Source organism: Variovorax sp. P1_H2, assembly GCF_056405295.1.
The window spans coordinates 1-26,767 of record NZ_JBFUCJ010000053.1; the positions used below are offsets into that span (position 1 = coordinate 1).

Consider the following 26,767-nt stretch of genomic DNA (forward strand, 5'->3'; position numbering starts at 1 on the left):
GAATGGAATCATGTGCGATGCGGAGCATTGCTACAACAGCCGATCGCCCAAACTCGGCACTGCACAACGGCTCTTTCTGGAATCCGCGAAAGAGAAGTGCCGCTATTTGTCGGATCAGGAAGTCGCGCTCCACTGGCCTGAATACGCGCCCACCACCGCGGCGGTTCCCGTACCCACCCCCAAATAGCAAGCTGCCGAACACCGTTGGCCTCCATGTCCTTGCCCCGGCCGCGTGCGATGAGCTCGCGGCGCTCCATGACCAGGTCATCGTCGGCCAGTCCCTGCGCAAAGTCATCGTACTGCTCCACCAGCAGGATGGCCATGTCGCCACGGTCGGCCAGCATGCGGATGACGCGGCCCGAGGCACAGACGCGCCCTCTATGACCCGCAGGCCGGGGGACATTCGCGCAGCGGAGCACACCGTCGGCGTGAGCCCGCCCCCTCACCGCTCCGTGAACAGCTCCCGGATCACCTGCCGCAGCCAGCGGTTCGCCGCATCGGCCTCGAAGCGCTTGCTCCAGTGCAGCGACACACTGAAGTCGCGCAGCGGAAAGGCCGGCTCGACGATCGCGTAGCCGCCCTCTGCCGCAAAGCCGCGGGCGATGTTGCGCGGCATCACCACCGCCAGGTCGGTGGCCCGGACGATCGCCGGCAGCACCATGAAATGCTCGGTCGTCAGCCGGACCCGGTCCTCGAGGTTGAGCAGTTGCAGGATCCGCAGCGTTTCAGCATGGGTGCGCACGGCGACGTACTCGAGGGTCTGCAGCGCATCGAGCAGCGCTCGGCCGCCGCGTCGCCGGCGCGTGAACGGATGCCCCTCCCGCAGCAGCACGATGTAGCGGTCCTTGAGCAGCAGGGCGCGCTGGGTGTCGCGCACCTTCGGCAGGAAGCCGAAGGCGAAGTCGACGCGGCCGTTGTCGAGCGCCGGTGCGATGTCGGCAGGCTGCAGGGGCAGCGTCTCCAGCCGCACCCCCGGCGCCAACTCGCCCAGCCTGGCCATCAGCACCGGCAGGAAGCGGCCCTCGCCGATGTCGCTCATGTGGATGCGGAAGGTCTTGTGCGAGGCCGAGGGCTCGAAGCGGTCGGGCTCGTTGAGCGCCTCCTCCAGCGTGCCGAGCGCCGCCTGCACCGCCACCGCCAGCCGGTCGGCGCGCGGCGTCGGCGCCACGCCGCCCGGCGCCCGCACGAAGAGCGCGTCCTTGAGCAGCAGCCGCAGCCGGCCCAGCCCATGGCTGGCGGCCGGCTGGGTCAGGCCCAGCGACTCGGCGGCCCGGCTCACGCTGCGCGCCCGGTAGACGGCGTCGAACAGCCGCAGCAGGTTCAGGTCGATCGAATCGATATGCATGGCGTTCATGTTGCTTAGTCCGAATATTTTATTGATCGCAGGTCGCCTCCCCGCGACACTGGCGGCCGGCCTCGCAGCCGACCCACAAAGAGAAGGAGACACACCATGAGCACGATCCGTCAACGAACGGCATTCGCCGTTCCGTCTTGCCCCGCACCATCCGGCAAATAGGAGCCCCTCTCTTGGAAGTCTCATTCAGCAAGGAAATCGAGGCGCTTCGCCTCGGTGCCGGCGACACCTTTCACGGCGAGGGCATCCTCGCGATCACCAAGGGGCTGCTGCAGTCCGGCGTGGCCTACGTCGGCGGCTACCAGGGCGCGCCGGTCTCGCACCTGCTCGACGTCATGGTGCAGGCCAAGCCCTACATGGACGAGCTCGGCGTCCACGTCGAGGCCTGCTCGAACGAGGCGTCGGCGGCGGCGATGCTGGGCGCGTCGATCCACTACCCGCTGCGCGGCGCCGTCACCTGGAAATCGATAGTCGGCACCAACGTGGCGGCCGACGCACTGTCCAACCTGTCGTCGCCCGGCGTCAAGGGCGGCGTGCTGATCGTGGTCGGCGAAGACTACGGCGAAGGCGCCTCGGTGATCCAGGAGCGCACCCATGCCTACGCGCTGAAGTCCAGCATGTGCCTGCTCGACCCGCGGCCCGATCTCGGCGTGATGGTGAACATGGTCGAGCACGGCTTCCGCCTGTCCGAGTCCTCCAACATGCCCTGCATGATGGAGCTGCGCATCCGCACCTGCCATGTGCGCGGCAGCTTCGAATGCAAGGACAACCTGCCGCCGGCGATCTCGACCCGCGCACGCATGGAAGAGCCGGCCGGCTTCGACTACATGCGGCTCGCGCACCCGCCGGTCACCTTCCGGCACGAGAAGCTCAAGGGCGAGGAGCGGCTGCCGGCCGCCCGCCGCTACATCGCGGAACACAAGCTCAACGAGCTGATCCCGGGTACCCATGCCGACCTCGGCATCGTGGTGCAGGGCGGGCTGTACAACGCGCTGATCCGCAGCCTGCAGCAGCTCGGCCTGGCGGATGCCTTCGGCGCCACCGACATTCCGCTGCTCGTGCTCAACGTCGCCTACCCGCTGGTGCCCGAGGAAGTCGCGGATTTCTGCGTCGGCAAACGCGCGGTGCTGGTGGTGGAAGAAGGGCAACCCGAGTACATCGAGCAGGAGATCGCGACGCTGCTGCGCAGGCGCGACATCCAGACGCCGCTGCACGGCTGCGACATGCTGCCGGCCGCGGGCGAATACGGCGTCGAGGTGCTGGCGACCGGCCTCGGCCGCTTCGCGCAACGCTACCTGCCCGACCATTCGCACGACTCGGCCAGGTCATGGCTGGCCGGCAACAACGACCGCCGCGCCGCGGTGGCGGCGAAGCTCGATGCGCCGCTGCCCAACCGGCCGCCGAGCTTCTGCATCGGCTGCCCCGAACGGCCGGTGTTCGCCGCGCTCAAGCTGGCGCAGCAGGACAGCGGCCCGGTGCACATCGCGGCCGACATCGGCTGCCACGCCTTCGGCACCTTCGAGCCCTTCTCGATGGGGCATTCGATCCTCGGCTACGGCATGAGCCTGGCGAGCCGCGCCGGCGTGTCGCCGATGATGCAGCGGCGCGCGTTGTCGATCATGGGCGACGGCGGCTTCTGGCACAACGGCCTGCTCACCGGCGTGCAGAGCGCGCTCTTCAACGGCGACGACGCGGTGCTTCTGATCTTCAAGAACGGCTACACCTCGGCCACCGGCACGCAGGACATCATCTCGACGCCCGACGACGAGATGAAGGCGCGCGCGGTCGACAAGCAGCAGAGCCTGGTCGACAAGAACCAGACCATCGAGGCGACGCTGAAGGGGCTGGGCGTGCAATGGCTGCGCACGGTCCACACCTACGACGTCGACAAGATGCGCAAGACGCTCAACGACGCCTTCACGAGCGACTTCAACGGCCTCAAGGTGATCATCGCCGAGGGCGAATGCCAGCTCGAGCGCCAACGCCGCATCAAGCCGTGGATCGCCAGCCTGCTTCAGCGCGGCGAGCGCGTGGTGCACGTGAAGTACGGCGTCGACGAGGACGTCTGCAACGGCGACCACGCCTGCATCCGGCTGTCGGGCTGCCCCACGCTGACGATCAAGGACAACCCCGATCCGCTCAAGGTCGACCCGGTGGCGGTCGTGATCGACGGCTGCGTCGGCTGCGGCCTGTGCGGCGCCAATGCGCATGCGGCCACGCTGTGCCCGAGCTTCTACAGGGCCGAGGTGGTGCAGAACCCCAAGTGGCACGAAAGACTTCTGCACAGGCTGCGCGGTGCCGTGGTGCGCGCCCTCCAACCCGCATGACGACCCCATGAACCGAACCCAACCGATCACCCTCCTGATCTGCGCCCTCGGCGGCGAAGGCGGCGGGGTGCTGACCGAATGGCTGGTCGACACCGCGCGCCACGCCGGCTACGCCGCGCAGAGCACCTCGATCCCCGGCGTGGCGCAGCGCACCGGCGCCACCACCTACTACGTCGAGGTCTTCCCGGTGCCGCTGGCCGAGCTCGGCGGTCGGCGGCCGGTGTTCAGCCTGAGCCCTGTGCCGGGCGCGCTCGACGCCATCGTCTCGTCCGAACTGCTCGAGACCACCCGCCAGATCGGCAACGGCATGAGCGCGCCGGAACGCACCGTCGTCATCAGCTCGTCGGCCCGCACGCTGACCACCGCCGAACGCATGCAGCCCGGCGACGGCCGCGCCGATGCCGGGCGCCTGCTCGAGGTGGTCAAGGCCTTCAGCCGCGAGCACCACGTGTTCGACATGGGTGCGGCGGCGCGCGAGGCCGGCACCGTGGTCAGCGCCGTGATGCTCGGCGCGATCGCCGGCAGCGCGCTGTTCCCGTTTCCGCGTGAAGCGTACGAGCGCGTGGTGCGCGGCGGCGACAGCCGCGCACCGGAGAAGCTCGGCAAGATGGCCGCTGCCAGCCTGCGCGGCTTCGCGGCGGCCTTCGACGCCGTGAACACGCCGCGCGAGCAGGCCGCGATGGTCAGCCGCCTGCTGGACACCCCGCGTGGCGAGGGCGCGCTTGCGCAGACGTTGCCGTCGGCGGTGGCCGCCCGGTTTCCGACGCCGGTGCACGACCTGCTCGCGCTCGGCCATGCCCGCGTGCTCGACTACCAGGACGCCGGCTACGCCACGCTCTATGTGGAACGGCTGGCCCGGGTGCTGGCGGCCGAACGGGCGGCCGACCCCGCGGCAGCCCACGGCTTCGCGACCACCCGCGAGATGGCGCGCTGGCTCGCGCTGTGGATGGCCTTCGACGACATCGTGCGGGTGGCCGAACTCAAGAGCCGGGCCAGCCGGGCCCAGCGGGTGCGCAGCGAGGTGAAGGCCGGCGAGGACGACATCCTCAAGGTCTACGACCACTTCAAGCCCGGCGCGCCGGAGTTCGCGGCGCTGCTGCCGGCCGCGCTGGCCCACCGCGTGACGGCCTGGGACCGGCGCCGCGCGACACCCTGGGCGATGCCGCTCAAGATCGGCAGCCATTCGGTGGCCGGCATGGCGGCGCTGCGCCTGCTGGCTTCGCTGCGCTGGCTGCGCAAGCGCGGCAGCCGCTTCGCCGAAGAACAGGTCCTGATCGATCGCTGGCTCGACACCGTCGTCGCCGGCACCCGCAGCGACTGGCGGCTGGGCCACGAGATCGCGCTCTGCGGCCGCCTCATCAAAGGTTACGGCAGCACCAACGAGCGCGGCAAGAACAACCTGCTGCACGTGATCGGCCACCTGGCAACGGCCCCGCTGGCCGATGGCTCGCCGTCCGCGCGCGCCACGGCGATCGCCGCCGCCCGCGAGGCCGCGCTGGCCGACGACGCCGGCAACGCGCTCGATGCCGCGCTGGTGCGCCATGGCGCACCGCCGCGGCCGGTAAAGGCGCAGCCGATCCGCTGGATGAAGCGGCCGCCGCAGTCGGCGGCGGGCCATCGCCACTGAACGCCCGCGGACGCCGGCGCTGCCGGCGTCGGGCCTGAAATCAAGAAAGAGGAGACTCCCCATGGACGAACGAGAAACCCGCTTCCGCCGACGCACCCTGTCCGCCTGCACCGCCCTTGCCCTGGCGCTCGCGGCATCCGGCGCCGCGCTGGCGCAATCCTGGCCGAGCAAGCCGGTGAAGATCCTGGTCGGCTTTCCGCCCGGCGGCGTGGCCGACATCATGGCGCGCTCGATCGCGCCGCTGATGTCCGAGACGCTCGGCCAGCCGGTGGTGGTCGAGAGCCGTGCCGGCGCCAACGGCAACGTGGCCGCCGATGCGGTGGCCAAGGCCCCGGCCGACGGCTACACGCTGGCGCTGACCAGCACGGGCATCGAGTCGGTCAATCCCTTCCTGTTCGGCAAGATGCCCTTCGATCCCGACAAGGACCTGGTGCCGGTGGCCGCCACCGGCCGCATCCAGCTCTTCCTCACGACCCGCCCGGGGCTGGCCGCCAACGACGTCGACGCTTTCGTTCGCTACGCCAGGGCCAATCCGGGCAAGCTGTCCTTCGGCTCCGCCGGGTCCGGCAGCACGCCGCACCTGGTCGGCGAACTGTTCAAGCAGAGCGCCGGGATCTATGCCGTGCACGTGCCCTATCGCGGCGCCGCGCCGGCGCTGCAGGACCTGCTGGCGAGCCAGATCGACTTCTTCTTCGACCCGGGTATCTCGTTCGCGAACGTGCGCGCCGGCAAGCTGAAGATGCTGGCGGTCGCGAGCGGCCAGCGTTCAACGCTGTTTCCCGAGGTGCCCACCTTGGCCGAGCGCGGCTACAAGAACATGGACTACGACACCTGGTTCGGCCTGTTCGCGCCGGCCGCCACGCCGCCCGAGGTGCGGCTGCGGCTCAACGCCGCGGTGAACAAGGCGCTGACCAACGAGGCCGTGCGCAACCGCTTGCGCGACGTCGGCGGCGAAGCGACGCCGATGACGGCCGAGGCCTTCAAGTCCGTGGCGCGCAAGGAGACCGTGGTGTTCAGCCAGCTCATCAAGGACCGCAACATCCAGGCGGACTGAGCCGCTCCCCAAGGTAAACGCGAATAGCCGGGCCCGGACGATTCTTATAGAACATAACCGGTTCCGACGGCTTCTCGCCATCGATCATGCAAGGAGACATTCAATGAAGCCATCGCGCATCCAGACCCTCGCCGCGCTCGCCGCGCTGCTGGCCCTCTCGTCCGTGTCCGCCGTCGCGCAGGACAAGCCGGTCAATCTCAAGATGTCGAGCTGGGTGCCGGCGCAGCATCCGCTGAACCCCTCGCTGCAGGCCTGGACCGACGACATCAAGAAGGCGTCGAACGGCACGATCACGGCGACGCTGTTTCCCTCCGAGCAGCTCGGCAAGGCCTTCGACCACTACGACATGGCGCGCGACGGCATCGCCGACTTCGCCTACGTCAACCCCGGCTACCAGCCGGGCCGCTTCCCGATCATGGCGGGCGCGTCCCTGCCCTTTCTGTTCGCCGACGGCAAGGGCGGCTCGGCCTCCATCGACGCCTGGTACCGCCCCTACGCCGCCAAGGAAATGAAGGACGTGAAGTTCTGCTTCGCCTTCGTGCACGACCCGGGCACCTTCCATGCGCGCAAGAAGATCCTGCTTCCGACCGACATCAAGGGCATGAAGATCCGTCCGGCGACCAGCACCATCGGACAGATGGTCACTTCGCTGGGCGGCACCAACGTGCAGGCCTCGGCGCCCGAGTCGCGCGACATGCTGGAGCGCGGCGTGGCCGACGCCATCACCTTCCCGTGGGGCTCGATCGGGCTGTTCGGCATCGACAAGGTGGTGAGCTACCACATGGATGTTCCGCTCTACGTCACGCCCTTCGTCTGGGCCATGAACCAGAGCAAGTACGACAGCATGTCGGCGACGCAGAAGAAGGTCATCGACGACCACTGCACCAGCGAATGGGCCGAGAAGGTCGCCACGCCCTGGGCCGAGTTCGAGTTCGCCGGCCGCGCCAAGATCGCCGGCCAGGCCGGCCACGAGATCTACAAGCTGACGCCCGAGCAGCTCGACGCCTGGCGCAAGGCCACCGCACCCGGCGAGGCGCAATGGGCCGAGGGCGTGAAGAAGGTGGGCCAGGATCCGAAGGCGGTGATGGACGCCCTGAAGGCCAGTTTGGCGAAGAACAAGTCGGCACTGTGATGCTTCAGCATCGGACAACCGATGCCCGATGGCCGGCGAAGCCCGGCCTGTTGGTGGAACACCGCGGAACCGGCTTCGCCGGGCCGCTGGTGTTGCCCCCGGCAGGGGGTGGGCGGCTACACGAAGTGAGCCAACCTGGGGGGGCGCAATGAGCAACAAGATGATCAACTCGATCGAGTGGCTGGCCGCCATGTTCGTCGGCATCGTCGCGCTCAACATCTTCCTCGCGGTGGTGCTGCGCAAATTCTTCAACACCTCGATTCCCGATTCGTACGATTTCGGCCGGATGCTGCTGGGCATCCTGATCTTCTGGGGCATCGCGGCCACCAGCTACCGCGGCGGCCACATCACGGTCGACCTGGTGTGGACCGCCGCCGGCCCGCGCACGAAACGCTGGATCGACGTCTTCGCCACGCTGGTGCTCCTGTTCGTGGTCGCGGTGCAGACCGCCACGCTGTTCGACAAGGTGCGCGGCACCTACGTCGACAACGTGCTGACCTACGACATGAACATCCCGACCTGGCCTTTCTATGCGGTGGCCTGGCTCGGCGACGTGTCGGCGGTGGTGCTGATCGCGATCCGCACCTACCGGCTGATCTTCCATCCCGAACTGCTCGAAGAGACGAAACCTGAAATGAAAGCCGATGAATGAGCATTGCAGGACCGCTCCAAGATGCGAGGGCCCCCTCGGGGGGCAGTGAAGACACGCCAGTGCCGAACGTGGGGGCCACATGAGCACTGATGCGATAGCGGTACTGGGATTCGTGTTTCTTTTCGCCTTGATGCTCCTGCGCGTACCGGTCGGCATGGCGATGGGCCTGGTCGGCGTCACGGGGTACGCCTGGATCGTCGGCCCCGGCCCGGCGCTCAAACTGGTCGGCCAGACCTCGATGCGCACCGTGACCGACTACACCTTCGGCGTGATCCCGATGTTCATGCTGATGGGCGCGCTGGTCTCTGTGTCGGGCGTCAGCCGCGAGCTCTTCAAGGCCGCCAACTCGATGATCGGCCACCTGCGCGGCGGGCTCGGCGTGGCCACCGTGCTGGCCTGCGGCGGCTTCGCGGCCATCTGCGGCTCGTCGGTCGCGAYGGCCGCCACCTTCTCGGCCGTGGCCTATCCGGAGATGCGGCGCTTCAACTACCCGCAATCCTTCTCGACCGGCGTGATCGCGGCCGGCGGCACGCTGGGCGCCATCCTGCCGCCGTCGACCGTGCTCGCGGTCTACGCCATCCTGACGCAGCAGGACATCGGCAAGCTCTTCATGGCGGGCATCGTGCCGGGCATCCTGGCGATGACCATGTACGTCCTGACCATCGTGCTGATCGTCAAGGCGCGGCCCGACTGGCTGCCGGGTGGCGAGCTCAAGCCCTGGAAAGAGCGCGTGGCCGACCTCAAGAACGTCTGGGCGCCGCTGGTGCTCTTCGTCTTCGTGATCGGCGGCCTCTACGGCGGCTTCTTCACGCCCACCGAGGCCGGCGGTGTCGGCGCCAGCGGCGCCTTCATCCTCGGCCTGCTGCGCCGCAAGCTCGACGGCCCGAAGATCCGCGAGGCGCTGCTGTCGGCCACCCGCACCGCGGCGGCGGTGTTCACGGTGCTGATCGGCGCGCTGCTGTTCGGCTACTTCCTGACCATCACGCAGAGCCCGCAGAAGCTCACCGAGTTCCTCACCAGCCTGGGCATCGGGCGCTACGGCGTGCTGGCGCTGATCATGCTGATGTACCTGGTGCTGGGCTGCCTGATGGACGCGATGGCGATGATCATCCTCACGGTGCCGATCATCTTCCCGGTGATCGTGCACCTCGGATTCGACCCGATATGGTTCGGCGTGATCATCGTGATGACGGTCGAGCTCGGCCTGATCCATCCGCCGGTGGGCATGAACGTCTTCGTCATCAAGAGCGTGGTCAAGGATGTCAGCTTCACCACGATCTTCAAGGGCGTTCTGCCCTTCATCCTGACCGACATCCTGCGCCTGGTGATCCTGATCGCGTTCCCGATCATTGCCTTGTGGCTCCCAACGAAAATGGGGTGACTGAGCTCGCCCCAGCCCTTGGATACCTTGATATGAGCCTTGAAGTCACCTATTCAGTCCGCGTCGAATTCGGCGACTGCGATCCTGCCGGCATCGTCTGGTTTCCCAACTTCTTCCGCTGGATCGACGCCGCCTCGCGCCACTTCTTCGCCGAGCGCGGCGTGCCGCGCTGGGAAGAGACCGCCAGGACGCTGGGCGTCATCGGCACGCCGCTGGTCGACACCCACACGCGCTTCGTCAAGAGCGCAAGCTACGGCGACACGCTGCAGATCGCGGTGGCGATCCCCGAATGGCGCGAAAAGAGCTTCGTGCAGACCTACCGCGTCCAGCGCGGCGAGGACCTGATCCTCGAATGCGAAGAGGTACGCATCTTCGCGGCGAAGCGCGAAGGCGCAGGCATCCGTGCGGTGCCGATCCCGCCCGAGATCCGGCGGCTCTGCGAGTAGGCACGGTTCGGGCCCTCCCGCACCCTAGCGTGCGCCATACCTCGTTTGGCGGACGATTTGCACCGCCGCGGCGTGTCCAATGCCTGGAGACGACCGGAGGCTCCGCATGAACAAGCTCGCCCTGTGCATCGGCATCAACAACTACCCCGGGACCGACATGGACCTGGCGGGCTGCGTCAACGACGCCAACGACTGGGCCGCCGAACTGTCGGCACGCGGCTTCAGTGTCAGCAAGCTGCTCGACGAGCAGGCCACCAAGGCCGGAATGATCGCGGGCTTCCGGCGCGTGATCGGCCAGGCCGCCCCCGGCGACGTGGTGGTGATCACCTACTCGGGCCACGGCACCTACCAGTACGACACCGACGGCGAAGAGGCCGACGGCCTCGACGAGGCCCTGTGTCCGCATGACATCCGGGCCCTCGGCGCCGCGCTGATCGACGACGAGATCCATGCCATCTTCAAGACCCGCCGCGACGGCGTGCACCTGGTGCTGATCTCCGACAGCTGCCACTCGGGCACCGTGAACCGGGCGCCGCCCGACAACAGCGACAAGGAGGCCGGCCGGATGCCGCGCTTCATGCCGATGCGCGCCTGGATGCCCGAGGCGCGCCTGGCCACCGCGGGGCCGCAGGGCGCAGCGGTGCCGAAGAAGGGCAAGCACAGCGCCTCCTCGGCCTTCGCGACGGAACCGGAAGACGACGCCGGCGACGTGCTGCTGGCCGGCTGCGAGGAAGGCGAAGGCCACTTCAGCTACGACGCCGACTTCCAGAACCGCCCGAACGGCGCCTTCACCTTCTACGCCCTGAAGGCGCTGCGCACGCTGCCGGCAGGCGCCACCTACGCGCAGTGGCACCAGGCGCTGGCGGACGACCTGCCTTCCACGCGCTATCCGCAGAAGCCGCAGATCCAGGGCAGCAGCGAATCCACGGGACGCGCGATCTTCAGCTGAGGGTGCGCCATGGCCGAAGCGATCGTTCTGCAGATCACCGGACGCAGGAGCGACACGCCCGAGGTCCCTTCCTTGCTGCGATCGACCGCGAGCCGCGGCGTCGGCGCCGACCGCACGCCCGATGAATTCCTGCCGCCGGGCCTGCTGGAAGCCAAGGCCAGCATCGACCTCGCCGGTGGGGCGCGCGGCCTGCCCGAGGGCGGCAGCGCGGACCTGGAAGCCGAAGCCGGCCAGGTGCTGGTGCTGGAGCTGGCCGACGGCGGCACCCTGATCACCAGCCCCGCAGGGCTGCAGGCGGCGTTGCTGCGCAACCGGCCGGACCTGGTGGCCACCGATGGCCGGATCCTTTTCGACCGCATGAACGCCGAGGGCGCGGTCATGCAACGCGGCATCCTCACCAGTGCCGCCGGCGGCCTGGTCAGCCGCGTGATCTCGCTCGCGGTGGGCCGGGACCCGCTGATCGATGCGGCACAGGCCCGCCTGGCCGAGCTGATGCAGCGCAAGGGCAAGCCCGCGGACATCGCCGGCCTGGGCGTCAGCTGGCTCGGCACCAAGGCCCTGATGTGGGCCGTCGAGGAGCGGCTCGCGCGCCCTGCCGGGCATCTCTACCGCTGGCAGGACGGCGGCGGCGCGCTCGAAGGCGGGCAGGCCGACGACACCGCCCGCATGACCGGTGCCGACGGCACGCCGCGGCCGGCGCTGGTCTTCATCCACGGCACCGGCTCCAGCACGCTGGGCAGCTTCGGCGACCTGCAGCGCAGCGATCGCGGGCTCTGGGCCCGGCTCGAGAGCCGCTTTCCCGGCGGCATCTACGGCTTCGAGCACCGCACGCTGTCGGAGAGTCCGATCGAGAACGCGCTGCAGCTCGCCACCGCGCTGCCGCGCGGCGCCCGCATCAGCCTGGTGACGCACTCGCGCGGCGGCCTGGTCGGCGATCTGCTGTGCCTGCAGGACATCGACCAGCACATCGACAGCTACAGCTATGCCTTCCCCGGCGTCGGCGACGCCCAGGGCCGCGAGGCCGAAGTGCGCAAGGAACTCGACCGCGCGCACGCCGAGCACCGCGATCAGCTGCGCGCGCTGTTCACCCTGCTGCGCGACAAGGCGCTGGTGATCGATCGCTACGTCCGGGTGGCCGCGCCGGCGCAGGGCACGCGGCTCGCGAGCGGCAACTTCGACGTCTTCCTGTCGGGCCTGCTGACGCTGATCGGCCGGGTGCCCTACTTCTTCGGCAATCCGCTTTATTCGGCCTTCAAGCGGGTGGTGATCGAGATCGCGAAGAACCGCACCAATCCGCACCTGATGCCGGGCCTCGAGGCGATGCTGCCCGACTCGCCGATGGCGGCCCTGCTGCGCGACGGCGCGGTCCAGCCCGGCCTGCGCATGGCGCTGGTCGCGGGCGACATCCAGGGCGGCAACCTGCTGATGCGCATGGGCGTGCTGCTGACCGACTTCCTGCTGTTCGACAACACCGACAACGACCTGGTGGTCGACACCGCCGCGATGCTCGCCGGCGTGGCCGCGAAGAGCCAGGCACGGGTGCTGTTCGACCGCGCCGCGGATGTCTCGCACTTCAACTACTTCAGCAACCTGGAGACCCGCAGCGCGCTGCGGGACTGGCTGGTGGAGGAGCAGCCCGACGCGCTCGACGCCTTCCGGGCCTTCCCGGCCGGCTTCACCAGCCTCGATGCGGCCGGCATCGGCAAGTCGCGCGGCGTCGCCGGCGCCGACCGGCCGGTGGTGGTGCTGCTGCCGGGCGTCATGGGCACCTGCCTCGACGCCGACGGCCAGAGGGTCTGGCTCGATCCGGTCTCGCTGGCCGCCGGCGGGCTCCGGAAGATCGCCTTCGACGCCGAGCGGGTCACGGCCGGCGAACTGTTCGGCAAGACCTACGGCGACATCTGCGAGCAGCTCGCGGACAGCCACCGGGTGCTGCCCTTCCCCTACGACTGGCGCCAGCCGCTGGACGTGCTGGGCGAACGGCTCGGGACCTTTCTCGAGCTGCTGCTGAAGCAGACCGCGCAGCCGGTGCGCCTGCTCGCGCACAGCATGGGCGGCCTGGTGGTGCGGGCCTGCATCCATCGCCGCCGCGATGTCATGGACGCCCTGATGCGGCGCGACGGCGCCCGGCTCGTGATGGCCGGCACGCCGCACCAGGGCTCGCATTCGATGGTCGAGAACCTGCTCGGCAAGGGCAACGCGCTGCGTGCGCTGGCCCGGCTCGACCTGCGCCACGACCTGCAGGACGTGCTGGACATCGTGGCCGGCTTCCGCGGCGCGCTGCAATTGCTGCCGGCGCCGGGCTTCGTCGACACCTTCCAGGGCCAGCCCGAGGGCGGCGACACCCATGCGTACTGGGAAGCCGAAACCTGGAAGGCGCTCAAGGCCCTGAACACCGACCTCTGGTTCGGCGACCAGCGCTGCGGCCAGCCCGACGCCGGCACGCTGGCCGCAGCCGGCTGGCTGTGGACCGAAGACGCCAAGGCCGGGGCCGCGCCGAGCCTGCCCGCCGACTACCAGGAGAAGGCCATCTACGTCTTCGGCATCGCGCCCAACACGCCCTGCGGCCTGCGCCTGGAAGCGCGCGGCGGCAGCAAGCGCCTGCGCATGGTGTCGACCACGCGCGGCGACGGCACCGTGACCTGGGACTCGGGGCGCATCGGCAACATCGGCAGCTTCTACTACCTGCCGGCGGTGCATGGCGACCTGCTGTCGACCGCCGGCAGCTTCGCCGCCCTGGGCGAACTGCTGGTCAGCGGCAGCACCGCCCGGCTCGATCGCCATCCGCCCGCGGCCCGCGCGGCAGCCCCCGAGCGGCCGCGCAGCTACGACCCGGGTCCGCCGAACGCGATCGACGACATCAACCTGGCGGCGACGGTGATGGGCGGCACCCCGGGCAGCCGCATGGCGCCGCGCGGCCGCCTCGGGCTCGAGGTGCGCATGAAGGCGATGGACCTGCGCTTCCTGGCCTGCCCGATCCTGGTCGGCCACTACGAGAACGACTCGATGGCCGGCACCGAGGCCCTGATCGACACCGAACTGATGGACGGCCAGCTGGCGCAGCGCAAGGCGCTCGACCTCTACGCCGGTCCGCTGGGCACGGCGGCCGTGGTGCTGCGCGCACCCAGCGCGATCGACCGCCGGCGCGGGGTGCTGACCGGCGCGGTCGTCACCGGCCTCGGCCGCTACGAGGGCAGCCTGAGCCAGGATTCGCTGATGCTCGCGGTGCGCGCCGGCGTGCTGCGCTACCTGCTGCAGGTGGTCGACGTGATGGGCCGCGAGAACCGCGAGGTTCCGCTGGCCACGCTGCTGCTGGGCTACAACTCGTCGGCCAATCTCACGATCGCGGCCTCGGTCGAGGCGCTGGTGCGCGGCGTGGTCGAGGCCAACGAGAAGTTCAAGCGCACCACCGGACTCTCGGTACGCGTGTCGCAGCTCGACATCGTCGAGCTCTACCTCGACACCGCGATCACCGCGGTCTACGAGCTGCGGCAGCTGACGCCGCGGCTGGCCGACATGGCGGCCGCCAAGGATCAGATGCTCGCCTGCAGCGGCGAGCTGATGCAGGGCATCGGCCTGCGCCAGCGCCTGTTCGATACCCGCGGTGCCAGCTACTGGCCGCGGCTGATCGTGACCGACGCCGACGACCCGCCCGGCGGCGCGCGGCCCGAGGGCGCGACCCGGCTCGCCAACCGGCTGCGCTTCCTGTATGTCGGCCAGCGCGCGCGCGCCGAGGCCGTGGTCCAGCAGCGCCAGCCGAGCCTGATCGAGACCCTGGTGCGCCAGCAGATCAGCCAGACGACCTGGAACTCCGATTTCGGCCGCATGCTGTTCCAGCTGATCGTGCCGCCGGACTTCAAGGACGCCGCGCGGCAGTTGCAGCGGATCGTGCTGGTGGTCGACGGTGCCACCGCCAATCTGCCCTGGGAGCTGATGCTGACCGACCCGCTGTTCACGCCCGAGGCGCAGGGCGACGGCCCGCTGCTGCCGCTGGCGCTGTGCACGCCGGTGGTGCGGCAGCTCTCCTCCACCTCCTTCCGCCGCGACGTGCGGCAGAGCCTGGCCCGCAACGCCTACGTGGTCGGCAATCCCTCGGTGCAGGGCTTCGGCGCCGCCTTTCCCGACCCGGCCAATCCCGAGCACAAGGACCCGGACGCGCTCGCCGGCGCCGAGGTCGAGGCGACCGCGATCGCCGCGCTCTTCGCCAACATGGGCTACGACGTGAGCCGCGCGATCGGGGACCACAACCTGGCCTCCGACGTGCTGGCCAAGCTCTACCGCAAGCCCTACCGGATCCTGCACGTGTCGGCCCACGGGGTCTTCGACCAGCTGCACGCCGATGGCCTTCGGCGCAGCGGCGTGGTGCTCTCGGGCGGCCTGCTGATCACCGCGGCCGAGATCGCGGCGATGGAATCGGTGCCGGAGCTGGTGTTCCTCAACTGCTGCCACCTCGGGCAGATCGACGCCGGCGCGCCGGCCGGACCCACGGTGCGCGACGGCAACAAGCTGGCCTCCAGCGTGGCGCGCGAGCTGATGGACATCGGCGTGCGCTGCGTGGTGGTGGCCGGCTGGGCGGTCGACGACAAGCTGGCGCAGCAGTTCGGCGAGGTCTTCTACCAGGCGCTGCTGCAGGACCGGCGGCCCTTCGGCAATGCGGTCTTCGAAGCGCGGCAGGCGCTCTGGGCCGCCCGGCCCGACAACGTGACCTGGGGTGCCTTCCAGGCCTATGGCGACCCGCTCTGGCTGGCCGAGACCGATGCCGACGGCGTTGCCGGCGCGTCGAAGGGCAACAGCACCTTCGTCTCGCTCGACGAGATGCTCGACGAGCTGGCCCGCGCACGGGTGGAGGCCTCGCGCCGGCCCGACCGCCAGCTCGAGAGCGACCGGCAGGCGCGTATCAGGGCCATCGAGGTGGCGTGCGACAAGCGCTGCCCGCCGGCCTGGCTGCGGCTGCCGGCGCTGCAGTCGGCGCTCGGCGCCACCTGGCGTGATCTCGGCTGCATCGAGCAGGCACACCAGGCGCTGCTGTCGGCGATCCAGTCGGTCGACCAGCAGGGCCGGGTGCCGATCCGCGACATCGAGCAGCTGGCGGCGGTCGAGATCGAACTCGGTGCCGCGCGCGCCGAGCAGGACGTCAACCGCATCCGCGCCGATCAGCAAGGCGGCAAGGCGCGCAACCCGCGGCCCGGCCCCGAGGGCCTGTCGCTGATCGAAAACGGCATCGAACGGCTGCTGTCGCTGGACAAGCTGGTGTCCAACGCGGGCCTCCTCCATTCCGGCCCGGCGGCGATCCTCAACGCCGACCGCTTCGCCTTGCTGGCCAGCGCCCACAAGCGCCGGGCCGTGGTCTTCGCGCAGCGGCTGCTCCGCCTCGACGCCAGCGCGACCCAGCGGGCCACTTGGCGGGATGCGATGGCCGAGGCGGCCGCCGCCGGCCTGCAGGCCTATTCGCGGGCGGAGGGGGTGCCGGGGGACGACGGCTTCAGGCCCTACTACGCCTTGCACGGCCTGGCGCTGCGGGTCGCGCTCGACGGCTGGGACGAGGCCGACGAGATGTCGGCCGGCGTGGCCCTGGCCCGGCAATGCGGCCAGGCCGTGTCGCGCCTCTATGCTGCCGGCGGCGATCCCTGGGACGTGGTCATGAGCCCGGAGGCGGTGCTGGTCGAACGGCTGCGCGACGGCAGCCTCGCGGCACCGGGCGCCGCCGGCGAGGCGGCGCTGAACGACGTGCTCCAGGCCTATCGCGCGGCGCTGGAGAACCTGGGCCCGAAGGTGCGGCATGTCGACAGGACGGTCGAGCACCTGGAGATGCTGTCGACCCTCCTCGACGCCCGTTTCCTGATGGGCAGCGGCGCTGCCTACCAGCGCATGGCCGATGGCCTGGTCGCGCTGGTCATCCAGTTGCGGCCGGGGCGCGACGGGCGCGGCGACCGGCCGAAAGCGGCATTGCCGGGGTGAGAGGGTCCCCACGCTCCCTCACTTCGTGTGGTCGCTGCCCCCCGAGGGGGCCGCAGGCCGCCTTGGGGCGGCCCGGCGCCGGCCTGAGCCCCCACGCTCCCGGCGTCTCGCTCAATGCGCCGCGCCGTGCAGCCAGCCGCTGTAGTCCTTGTCGGTCCAGAGCGTCCAGAGCGCCAGCACCGCGATCACCAGGCCGCTGCACACCGCGGCGAGCATCGGATCGCGCTGCGCGTCGAAGCCCAGCACCCAGGGGGAGATCACCAGCCATGCGCCCAGCGCGCACTCGGTCCACTCTTCCCATGCGCGCGGCACCAGCATTGCGCCGAGCGCGGCCGCAACCAGCGCCACGCCCACGACCACGGCGTTGACCATGGCTGTCCGCGTGTCCTGGAAGCCCAAGACCCATGGCGAAAGAACGACCCAGACGCCCAGCAGGGCATTGACCACATCCTGCCAATGTTTCAGTTGCTTCATGACACACCTCCTGCCGCCGGCGAGCGCGTACCAGCGCCCCAAGCGGCATGTTGTTGGATCACGCAACGCCCGCCATGTTCCGCGCCGATGCGGGCCGGGCGTCATTTCGTTATTTCCGGCAACCAGCCGGCCCTGCTCGACCAGCCGGCCCCGCTCGATCAGGAAGCTGCCGCCGGACTTCCGGCCCGACAGCATCGACATCGGCAACCCGCGAACACTCAGCGCGCAGCCCAGAAGGCGCGCTGCATCGCGATCGTCTCCTGCGCGATCTCGGCCACCGGACCGATCAGCTCCACCGGTTTCTGGCAATGGTCGAAGACGTAGCGCGACGGCACGCTCATCGTCGGGTTCTCGGCATGGCTGCCGGTCTCGGCGAGCAGTTGTGCCTCGGTCATGCCGAACACCACGCGGCCGATGTTGGCCCAGTAGGCGGTGCCGGCGCACATGCAGCAGGGCTCGACTGCCGTGTAGAGCGTGCAGCCCCACAGGAACTCGGGCGTGAAGTTGGTCGCGGCGACGCGTGCCAGCGTCGACTCGGCGTGGTTGACGGTGTCGATGTTGCATTGCTCCAGCAGCACGGTCTCCTGGTCGGGACCGACCAGCACCGCGCCGAAGGGGTGATGGCCGAGCGCGACGGCGCGCTGGGCCACCGCGTTGGAGCGGCGCAGGTGGCGCAGCATCTGGTCGTGCGTGGGGCGCAAGCCCTGGGCCGGAAGAGATGGGGTCTGGGACATGGTCTGGATATTCCTCGATCGGGCGACAGCCCAAGGCTATTACTTTTCCGCAGGGCAAGGATCCTGTTCGCTACCGATGGAAGGGCGCCCGGCACGCGGTACGGGCCGAACGACCCCACTGCGCCGGCCCTTCGGGCTCCCCTTGCGGTGCAGAGGGGATCGCCCGTCCCGCACCGCATGCCGGGCTCAGCGGTGTTCAAAGGCCGACTGCGTCTCCAACGCCGATGCAACCCCGACCTGTCAGCGGTGGTGGGCGGTATGCCCTGGGCTGGCCGTTGAGGCACCGCCGAGCAGCGCAGCGGTGCGCGGATCAGGGCTCGCGACTGTTTGAGTGGAGCGAAGCGGAGCGAGTTTGAGCGAGACCCCGCGTACCGCGAGCAGCGCAGGGCAGCCGCGAAGCGGCCGGTGACGTCGGCCGGCCCAGGGCATACCGCCCGCCGCCGCCGCCCCTGTCGCCGCCCCTGTCGCCGCCCCTGTCGCCACCCCTGCCGAAGCCGCCACCGCGGCCGGACTCACTCCTTGACCGACCCGGTCAGCCCCGAGACGTAGTACTCGACGAAGAAGGAATAGATGAAGGCCACCGGCAGCGACCCCAGCAGCGCACCGGCCATCAGCGGTCCCCACTGGTAGACATCGCCCTGCACCAGCTCGGTCACCACGCCGACCGGCAGCGTCTTGATCTCCGACGAGGAGACGAAGGTCAGCGCGTAGATGAACTCGTTCCACGACAGCGTGAAGGCGAAGATGCCGGCCGAGATCAGGCCCGGCACCGCCAGCGGCAGCACGATCTTGACCAGGATCTGCCATCGGCTCGCGCCGTCGATCAGCGCGCACTCCTCGAGCTCGGCCGGGATCGATCGGAAGTAGCCCATCAAGAGCCAGGTGCAGAACGGGATCAGGAAGGTCGGATAGGTCAGAACCAGGGCCCAGCGGGTGTCGAACAGCCCGAGGTTGAAGACCACGTTGGCGAGCGGAATGAACAGGATCGACGGCGGCACCAGGTAGGCCAGGAAGATCGCCAGCCCGGTCTGGCGCGAGCCCTTGAAGCGCAGCCGCTCGATGGCATAGGCCGCCAGCACCGACACCACCAGCGAGCCGAAGGTGGACACCACCGACACCAGCACCGTGTTCCAGAGCCATTGCGGATAGGCGGTGTCGAACAGCAGCTTGTGGAAGTGCGCCAGCGTCGGCGCGATGACCCAGAACGGATTGCCCTCGCGCGACAGCAGCTCGGCCTCGGGCTTCACCGCCGTGATCGCCATCCAGTAGAACGGGAACAGCAGCACGATCAGGAACACCACGAGCGGCAGGTACACCGTGACCGCCTTGCGCGGCACGGTGTCGAGGTAGCTCATGCCGACGACGTCGATCTGGCCGGAATTGCTCATTTTTGCCAGGCCCTGCGTTGAAGTCCGAAGTAGCTGAACATGATGCAGCCCAGCAGGAAGGGCACCATCGCGATCGCGATGGCCGCACCCTCGCCCAGCGCGCCGCCCGAGATCGCGCGCTGGAACGACAGCGTCGCCATCAGGTGGGTCGCATTGAGCGGCCCGCCGCGCGTGATCACGTAGATCAGCTGGAAGTCGGTGAAGGTGAACAGCACCGAGAAGGTCATCACCACCGCGATGATCGGCGTCAGCAGCGGCAGGGTCACGTGGCGGAACTGCTGCCACGGTGTCGCGCCGTCGATCGCCGAAGCCTCGTAGTACGAGGGCGAGATGGTCTGCAGGCCGGCCAGCAGCGTGATCGCGACGAAAGGCACGCCGCGCCACACGTTGGCCGCGATCACCGCGAAGCGGGCATTCCACGGGTCGCCGAGGAAGTCGATGTAGTGGTCGATCAGCCCCAGCTTCATGAGCCCCCAGCTGATGATCGAGAACTGCGAGTCGTAGATCCACCAGAAGGCGATCGCCGACAGCGCGGTCGGCACGATGTAGGGCAGCAGGATCACCGCCCGGAAGAAGGTCTTGAGGCGGATGTTCTTGTTGAGCAGCACCGCCAGCCAGAGGCCCAGCAGGAACTTGAAGACGCTCGCCACCACCGTGTAGAAGAGCGTGTTGAACAGCGCCAGCCGCGTGACCGCGTCGTTCCAGAGAAACTCGTAGTTCTCGAGCCCGATCCACTGGCCCGGACGGCCCACCTTGGCATCGGTGAAGCCGAGCCAGGTGCCGAGCCCGAGCGGATAGGTCAGGAACAGCAGCAGCAGCACCGCCGCCGGCAACATGAACATGAAGCCAAGGGCGTTGCGGCTGTTCTGCAGCCGGGCCAGTCGCGTGGTCATGGGCAGCGTCTTCAGACCTTGTAGTAGCGCTCGGCACGCTTCTGCGCGCGTTCCGCCGCTTCCTTCGGCGACTTCGACCCGCTGGCCGCCTCGGCCACCATGTTCGGGATGATGAAGTCCGCCGCCACGCCGGCCGAGGCATAGCCCAGCTTGCCGTCGTAGCCGGCCGGGCGCAGGTTCTTGACCGAATCGCGGTACGGCGTGTTCTTCGGATCGGAGGTCCAGATCGGATTGGCCTCGTAAGCCCGCAGCGGCTGCGCGACATAGCCGCCGCAGCCCTTGAGCCAGTCGTCGAACTGCGGCCGCTCCATCATGAAGCGCAGGAACTCCTTGGAGGCCTGCGGGTACTTGGTGTACTTCATGATCATCTGGTTGAAGAACAGGTGCGACTCGGTCGGCACCCCCACCGGACCGACCGGGAACACCGCGTGGTTGATGTCGGCGGCCATCTCCTTGACCTTGGGATCGGGCGAGTTCCTGGCCGCGTAGTAGATCGAGATGCCGTTGTTGGTGATGCTGATCTGGCCGTCGAGGAAGGCCTTGTTGTTGTTCGGATCGAGCCACGACAGCGTGCCCGGGATGAAGTTGGCATAGAGCTCCTTGGCGTACTCCAGCGCCTTCAGGGTCTCGGGGCTGTCGAGCACCACCTTGTTGTTCTTGTCGACCAGCTTGCCGCCGAAGGACCAGATCAGCCAGTTGGTCCAGGTGCTGTCGCCGGTCGCGTTGCCGAGCGCCATGCCGCCGGGCGTGCCCTTTTCCTTCAGTGCCTTGTAGAGCTTGAGGAAGTCCTCGTTGTTCTTCGGGAAGGTGTCGAAGCCGGCCGCCTTGACCATGCTCTCGCGGTAGACGATCAGCGAGCCCGAGGCGCCCAGCGGCAGCCCGATCCACTTCTTGCCGTCGGGCCGCATGAAGAGCTCGCCGGCGCTGTACCAGCCGCCGTACTTCTTGCCCAGGTATTCCGCCAGGTCGGTGACGTCGAGCAGCTTTTCGGGGTACAGGTTGGCGTCGTCGTTGGTCGACAGGATGATGTCCGGGCCGGCGCCGGTGTTGGCCGCCACCGCCGCCTTGGGCCGCACGTCCTCCCAGCCCTCGTTGTCGACCCGCACCTCGATGCCGGTGGCCTCGCTGAAGCGCTTGACGTTGGCCGTGAAGGCGTCGATGTCACCCTGCACGAAGCGGCTCCAGCGCAGCACCCGCAGCTTGGCGCCCTTCTCGGGCTTGAAGGTGATCGACTGCGCGTTCGCCAGCGGCGAGAAGATCGCGGTGCCGACGCCCAGCGAGGCGGCGGCCGCGATGCCGGCCGAGCTTTTCAGAATCTTGCGGCGATTGAAATCACTCATTCATGTCTCCTGTTGTTGAACGGCCGAAATGTCGGTTCAGTCAGTCGAGGACAGAGCAAAAACTGCTTCGCAGTTTCTTGGTCTGTCCCGCGAGGTCTCAAGCCACCAGCCGTTGGCCGGTGCCGGCGTCGAAGAGATGCGCGCGCTGAAGGTCGGGCTGCAGGTGGATCGTGGTGCCGGGCGCGAAGTCGTGGCGCTCGCGGAACACCGCCGAGAGTTCGACCCCTTCGTGGCGGCAGGCGACGAAGGTGTCCATGCCGGTCGGCTCCATCACCGCCACTTGGGCGGCAATGCCGCCCTGGTCGGCCAGCGCCAGGTGCTCGGGCCGGGTGCCGTAGACAACCCGCTGGCCATCGGCCCCGCCGGCCGCGACCGGCGCATCGAGCTGCGTGCCGTCGGCCAGCTCGACCCGGGCCACGCCGCCGCTGCGGCGCAGGATGCCGGGCAGGAAGTTCATCGCCGGCGAGCCGATGAAGCCGGCCACGAACTGGTTGGCCGGATGGTCGTAGAGCTCGAGCGGGCTGCCGGTCTGCTCGATCCGGCCGTCGCGCATGACGACGATCTTGTCGCCCATGGTCATGGCCTCGATCTGGTCGTGCGTGACGTAGATCGAGGTGGTCTTCAGGCGCTGGTGCAGTTCCTTGATCTCGCTGCGCATCGCCACCCGCAGCTTGGCGTCGAGGTTGGACAGCGGCTCGTCGAACAGGAACACCTGCGGATCGCGCACGATGGCGCGCCCCATCGCGACCCGCTGCCGCTGGCCGCCCGAGAGCTGGCGCGGATAGCGGTCGAGCAGCGGCGCCAACGCCAGGATCTCGGCCGCGCGCTGGACCTTGGCCTCGATCGTCGGCTTGTCCATCTTCGCCAGCGCCAGCGCGAAGGCCATGTTCTGGCGCACCGTCATGTGCGGGTAGAGCGCGTAGTTCTGAAACACCATCGCGATGTCGCGCTCCTTCGGCGGCAGGTCGTTGACCCGCTTTTCGCCGATGCGGATCTCGCCGCCGTTGATCTCCTCGAGGCCGGCGATCATGCGCAGCAGGGTCGACTTGCCGCAGCCCGAGGGCCCCACCAGCACCGTGAACGAGCCGTCCCGGATGTCGATGTCCACCCCGTGCAGGATGGCGACTTCACCGAAGTTCTTCTTGACTGACTGGATCGTGACACTGGCCATGCACTGGAATCCTCAAAGGTCGCGAATCGACGTCGGGCCATGGAGGCTCCATGCCGCAAGCGCGGAGTATTGGCATCGCGACCCGGCGGCGCATCAGGGCAAACCGTTAGGCATTAACCCGCAAAAAATTTGTATGATGACCTGATAACCGCCTTTTTCTCTTCCTCCGCCGTGCGGGATTCCGCCTCCCCCCAACCCCAGCCGCTGGTCGTCGACCGGCTGTCGGACCGGTTGGCGGCGCTGCTGGGCGCGCAGATCGAAAGCGGCGCCCTGCAGGCCGGCGACCGCCTCCCCACCGAGCAGCAGCTGGCCTCGGCCCACGGCGTCTCGCGCACCGTGGTGCGCGAGGCGGTGCACCAGCTCAAGTCGAGGGCCCTGGTGCAGTCGCGCCAGGGTTCCGGCGTCTTCGTCGCGCCGCCGCCTCTCAACCAGCCGCTGGCCTTCGACCCGGCCGTGCTGACCTCGGTGCAGGCGGTGGTCCACGTGGTCGAAGTGCGGCGGGTCCTCGAAGGCGAGATCGCCGCACTGGCCGCCGAGCGCGCCACGCGCAGCCAGATCGCGTCGCTGCGGCGCGCCCTCATGGCCATCGACACCGCGGTGGCCGAGGGCCGCGACGGCGTCGCCGAGGACCTGGCCTTCCACCGCGTGATCGGCGAGTCGACCGGCAACCCGCAATTCCGCCTGCTGCTCGGCTTTCTCGAGCAGTACCTGCGCGAAGGCATGCGCATCACGCGCGGCAACGAGGCCCGGCGGGCCGACTTCATGACGGCAGTGCAGCGCGAGCACCGCGCCATCTTCGAGGCCATCGCGGCCCACGACCCGGTCGCGGCCCGCCTGCACGCCAACGAACACCTCATCCGCGGGGAACAGCGGCTGGTCGAGGGCGGCGTCATCGACGGCCGCCGTCGCCAGGCCGCTGCCCGGGTCGCTCGCGCCGGGGCCTCCGCACCCATCCGCAAAGCAAAGCACTGAAGGAGAACGCAATGAAACTCATGATCACCGGCGGCGGGGGCTTCGTCGGCGCCCGCCTCGCACGCACCCTGCTCGCTCGCGGCACGCTGGCCGGCCAGCGCATCGAGCGCATGGTGCTGACCGACATCGCGCCGCCCCCAGCCGACCTGCTGGCCGACGCGCGGGTCGAGGCCCGCACCGGCCCGCTGCTGGCGCAGACCGAGGCGCTGCGCGAAGAGCCCTTCGACGGCATCTTCCACCTGGCGTCGGCCGTGTCGGGCGAATGCGAGCTCGACTTCGACCTCGGCCTGCGCTCCAACCTCGACAGCACGCGGGCGCTGCTCGATGCGCTGCGGGCCCACGTGAACGGCGGCGGCAAGCTCGCGCGGCTGGTGTTCTCGAGCTCGGTGGCGGTGTTCGGGCCCGACCCGGCGGTGCCCCTGCCCAAGCAGGTGGCCGACGACACGCTGCCGGCGCCGCAGACCTCCTACGGCACCCAGAAGCTGATCTGCGAGCACCTGGTGGCCGACTACACGCGCAAGGGCTACGTCGACGGCCGTGCCGCGCGGCTCATGACCGTCACCGTGCGGCCGGGCCGGCCCAACGGCGCCGCCTCCTCTTTCTTCAGCGGCATCATCCGCGAGCCGCTGGCCGGCGTCGAATCGATCTGCCCGGTCTCGCCCGAGGTGTCGCACCCGGTGTCCTCGCCGTCGCGCACCGTCGACGGGCTGATCGCGGTCTACGAGGCCACGCGCGAGGCCTTCTGCGGCCGCACGGCGCTCAACCTGCCGGCGCTCAACGTGCGCGTGGCAGACATGCTCGACGCCCTCGAAGCGGTGGCCGGTCCGAAGGTGCGCGCCCGGGTGCGCTTCGAGCGCGACGAGCGCATCGCCGGCATCGTGGCCAACTGGCCGGGGGGCGCAACGGCCGCGCGAGCGGCGCGCCTGGGCCTGCTGCCGCACGAGAATTTTGCCGATATCGTCCGGCAGTACATCGACGACTGCGCGGCGCTGCCGAATGCAGACCAGACCTTGAAGGGAATGTCCTGATGAAAACCCACACGAAGAAGAAAGCCAAGTCCACCGCCCAAAAGCCGCGAACGCCGGCGCTGCGCTCGCAGGCCTGGTTCGACAACCCGGCCAATGCCGACATGACCGCGCTCTACCTCGAGCGCACCATGAACTTCGGCCTCGGCTTCGACGAACTGCAGTCGGGCCGGCCGATCATCGGCATCGCCCAGACCGGCTCCGACATCGCGCCCTGCAACCGCCACCACCTGGTGCTGGCGGAGCGGGTGCGCGAAGGCATCCGCGACGCCGGCGGCATCGCCTTCGAATTCCCGATCCACCCGATCCAGGAAACCTGCAAGCGGCCGACCGCGGCGCTCGACCGCAACCTCCAGTACCTCTCGCTGGTCGAGGTGCTCTACGGCTATCCGATCGACGGCGTGGTGCTGACCACCGGCTGCGACAAGACCACCCCGGCACAGCTGATGGCCGCCGCCACGGTCGACATCCCGGCGATCGCGCTCAACTCGGGGCCGATGCTCAACGGCTGGTACCAGGGCGAGCGCACCGGCTCGGGCACCATCGTCTGGCGCGCGCGCGAGATGATGGCCGCCGGCCAGATCGGCTACCAGGAGTTCCTGAAGCTGGTCGCGTCTTCGGCCCCCTCGACCGGCCACTGCAACACCATGGGCACCGCGTCGACGATGAACTCGCTGACCGAGGCGCTCGGCATGACGCTGCCCGGCAGCGCCGCGATTCCCGCGCCCTACCGCGACCGCCAGGAGATGGCCTACATGACCGGCAAGCGCATCGTCGAGATGGTGCGCGAAGACTTGAAGCCCTCCGACATCCTCACACGCGAGGCCTTCGAGAACGCGATCGTCGTCAACTCCGCGCTCGGCGGCTCGACCAACGCGCCGGTGCACCTGAACGCGATCGCCCGCCACATCGGTGTCGATTTGACCACCGACGACTGGGAGAAGCACGGCTACAAGATCCCGCTGATCGTCAACCTGCAGCCGGCCGGCGAGTACCTCGGCGAGGACTACTACCGCGCCGGCGGCGTGCCTGCCGTGGTGGCCGAGCTGATCGCCAAGGGCAAGATCTTGCCGGCCCTCACGGCCAACGGCAAGACCCTGATCGAGAACTGCGAAGGCCAGTTCACCAGCGACCGCAAGGTGATCTGGCCCTATGCCAAGCCGATGAAGAAGAACGCCGGCTTCCTCAACCTCAAGGGCAACCTGTTCGACTCCGCGATCATGAAGACCAGCGTGATCACGCCCGAATTCCATACCCGCTACCTCGAGGACCCGAAGGACCCGATGGCCTTCGAAGGCACGGCCATCGTCTTCGACGGCCCCGAGGACTACCACCATCGCATCGACGACCCGAAGATGAAGATCGGCCCCCACAGCGTGCTCTTCATGCGCGGCGTGGGCCCGGTCGGCTATCCGGGCGCGGCCGAGGTGGTCAACATGCGCGCGCCGTCCTACCTGATCAAGAAGGGCATCACCGCCCTGCCCTGCATCGGCGACGGCCGGCAGTCCGGCACCTCGGGCTCGCCCTCGATCCTCAACGCCTCGCCCGAGGCGGCGACCGGCGGCGGACTGGCGCTGGTGCGCACCGGCGACCGCGTGCGCATCGACCTGAAGAAGCGCACCGCCAACATGCTGGTGTCCGACGAAGAGCTCGAGAAGCGGCGCGCCGAGCTGGCCGCCGCCGGCGGCTACCCGTACCCCCCGAGCCAGACGCCGTGGCAGGAAATCCAGCGCGGCATCGTCGACGAGTTGTCAGAGGGCATGGTGCTCAAGCCGGCGGTCAAATACCAGAAGATCCACGCGACCTTCGGCATTCCCCGAGACAATCATTGACCTCCCCCAGGTTGTCCGCACTTCGTGTCGGGCGCCCACCCCCACGCCGGGGGCAATA

General features: G+C 69.0%; 20 protein-coding genes and 1 pseudogene. 13 read left to right on the forward strand and 8 right to left on the reverse strand.

Going from position 1 to position 26,767, the window contains the following annotated elements:
• On the forward strand, positions 1–187 hold a 187-nt coding region (locus tag AC1D2E_RS18685), incomplete at its 5' end, for a hypothetical protein (protein ID WP_478198804.1).
• A 1-nt stretch (position 188) separates the two neighbouring features.
• Here the strand turns inward: AC1D2E_RS18685 and AC1D2E_RS18690 are convergent.
• A pseudogene (locus AC1D2E_RS18690) lies at positions 189–359 on the reverse strand (ABC transporter ATP-binding protein); the annotation flags it as partial.
• Between the two features lie 83 nt (positions 360–442).
• Positions 443–1,354 (reverse strand): LysR substrate-binding domain-containing protein, encoded by a 912-nt coding sequence (locus AC1D2E_RS18695; protein WP_478174930.1) that lies wholly within the window; start codon positions 1,352–1,354, stop codon positions 443–445.
• A 173-nt stretch (positions 1,355–1,527) separates the two neighbouring features.
• On the opposite strand from AC1D2E_RS18695, the gene AC1D2E_RS18700 reads away from it, so the two are divergent.
• The 9 genes from AC1D2E_RS18700 to AC1D2E_RS18740 all read left to right on the forward strand — a co-directional run bounded on the left by AC1D2E_RS18700 (position 1,528) and on the right by AC1D2E_RS18740 (position 16,880).
• Positions 1,528–3,681 (forward strand): thiamine pyrophosphate-dependent enzyme, encoded by a 2,154-nt coding sequence (locus tag AC1D2E_RS18700; RefSeq protein ID WP_478198774.1) that lies wholly within the window; start codon positions 1,528–1,530, stop codon positions 3,679–3,681.
• A gap of 7 nt (positions 3,682–3,688) precedes the next feature.
• On the forward strand, positions 3,689–5,308 hold the full coding sequence (locus AC1D2E_RS18705; RefSeq protein ID WP_478198775.1) for an indolepyruvate oxidoreductase subunit beta family protein: 1,620 nt from the start codon (positions 3,689–3,691) through the stop codon (positions 5,306–5,308).
• Positions 5,309–5,369: 61 nt separating this feature from the next.
• Complete coding sequence (locus AC1D2E_RS18710) at positions 5,370–6,362, forward strand: Bug family tripartite tricarboxylate transporter substrate binding protein (RefSeq protein ID WP_478198776.1); 993 nt, start codon at positions 5,370–5,372, stop codon at positions 6,360–6,362.
• A 103-nt stretch (positions 6,363–6,465) separates the two neighbouring features.
• Positions 6,466–7,494: a TRAP transporter substrate-binding protein gene (locus AC1D2E_RS18715; protein ID WP_478198777.1), complete on the forward strand. Its 1,029-nt coding sequence runs from the start codon at positions 6,466–6,468 to the stop codon at positions 7,492–7,494.
• A gap of 148 nt (positions 7,495–7,642) precedes the next feature.
• Entirely contained in the window at positions 7,643–8,146 is a 504-nt protein-coding gene (locus tag AC1D2E_RS18720) for a TRAP transporter small permease (protein ID WP_478198778.1), read from the forward strand.
• A 79-nt stretch (positions 8,147–8,225) separates the two neighbouring features.
• Entirely contained in the window at positions 8,226–9,527 is a 1,302-nt protein-coding gene (locus AC1D2E_RS18725; RefSeq protein ID WP_478198779.1) for a TRAP transporter large permease, read from the forward strand.
• A 32-nt stretch (positions 9,528–9,559) separates the two neighbouring features.
• A complete protein-coding gene (locus AC1D2E_RS18730) occupies positions 9,560–9,973 on the forward strand; it encodes an acyl-CoA thioesterase (RefSeq protein ID WP_478198780.1) in 414 nt (137 codons plus the stop codon).
• Between the two features lie 106 nt (positions 9,974–10,079).
• Positions 10,080–10,922 (forward strand): caspase family protein, encoded by an 843-nt coding sequence (locus AC1D2E_RS18735; protein ID WP_478198781.1) that lies wholly within the window; start codon positions 10,080–10,082, stop codon positions 10,920–10,922.
• Positions 10,923–10,931: 9 nt separating this feature from the next.
• Entirely contained in the window at positions 10,932–16,880 is a 5,949-nt protein-coding gene (locus AC1D2E_RS18740; RefSeq protein WP_478198782.1) for a CHAT domain-containing protein, read from the forward strand.
• Between the two features lie 111 nt (positions 16,881–16,991).
• Here the strand turns inward: AC1D2E_RS18740 and AC1D2E_RS18745 are convergent, their stop codons facing one another.
• The 6 genes from AC1D2E_RS18745 to AC1D2E_RS18770 all read right to left on the reverse strand — a co-directional run bounded on the left by AC1D2E_RS18745 (position 16,992) and on the right by AC1D2E_RS18770 (position 22,880).
• Complete coding sequence (locus AC1D2E_RS18745; RefSeq protein ID WP_478198783.1) at positions 16,992–17,354, reverse strand: SPW repeat protein; 363 nt, start codon at positions 17,352–17,354, stop codon at positions 16,992–16,994.
• A gap of 218 nt (positions 17,355–17,572) precedes the next feature.
• Complete coding sequence (locus AC1D2E_RS18750) at positions 17,573–18,088, reverse strand: nucleoside deaminase (RefSeq protein WP_478198784.1); 516 nt, start codon at positions 18,086–18,088, stop codon at positions 17,573–17,575.
• 512 nt (positions 18,089–18,600) lie between these two features.
• Positions 18,601–19,476: a carbohydrate ABC transporter permease gene (locus AC1D2E_RS18755; protein ID WP_478198785.1), complete on the reverse strand. Its 876-nt coding sequence runs from the start codon at positions 19,474–19,476 to the stop codon at positions 18,601–18,603.
• Positions 19,473–20,369 carry a carbohydrate ABC transporter permease gene (locus AC1D2E_RS18760; RefSeq protein WP_478198786.1) on the reverse strand — a complete coding sequence of 299 codons (897 nt, stop codon included), beginning with the start codon at positions 20,367–20,369 and terminating at the stop codon, positions 19,473–19,475. The genes AC1D2E_RS18755 and AC1D2E_RS18760 overlap by 4 nt, the downstream gene beginning before the upstream one ends.
• 11 nt (positions 20,370–20,380) lie before the next feature.
• Positions 20,381–21,709 carry an ABC transporter substrate-binding protein gene (locus AC1D2E_RS18765; RefSeq protein WP_478198787.1) on the reverse strand — a complete coding sequence of 443 codons (1,329 nt, stop codon included), beginning with the start codon at positions 21,707–21,709 and terminating at the stop codon, positions 20,381–20,383.
• Positions 21,710–21,806: 97 nt separating this feature from the next.
• Positions 21,807–22,880: an ABC transporter ATP-binding protein gene (locus tag AC1D2E_RS18770; RefSeq protein ID WP_478198788.1), complete on the reverse strand. Its 1,074-nt coding sequence runs from the start codon at positions 22,878–22,880 to the stop codon at positions 21,807–21,809.
• Positions 22,881–23,051: 171 nt separating this feature from the next.
• On the opposite strand from AC1D2E_RS18770, the gene AC1D2E_RS18775 reads away from it, so the two are divergent.
• From AC1D2E_RS18775 to AC1D2E_RS18785, 3 genes are read left to right on the forward strand one after another with little or no spacing between them, the layout of a single operon-like run.
• Positions 23,052–23,852, forward strand: coding sequence for a FadR/GntR family transcriptional regulator (locus tag AC1D2E_RS18775; protein ID WP_478174917.1), 801 nt, complete (start codon positions 23,052–23,054; stop codon positions 23,850–23,852).
• 11 nt (positions 23,853–23,863) lie between these two features.
• Positions 23,864–24,880, forward strand: a complete 1,017-nt coding sequence (gene denD, locus AC1D2E_RS18780; protein ID WP_478198789.1) for a D-erythronate dehydrogenase — start codon at positions 23,864–23,866, stop codon at positions 24,878–24,880.
• Positions 24,880–26,709, forward strand: coding sequence for an IlvD/Edd family dehydratase (locus tag AC1D2E_RS18785; protein ID WP_478198790.1), 1,830 nt, complete (start codon positions 24,880–24,882; stop codon positions 26,707–26,709). Before denD ends, AC1D2E_RS18785 begins: the two co-directional genes overlap by 1 nt.
• Positions 26,710–26,767: the final 58 nt, after the last annotated feature.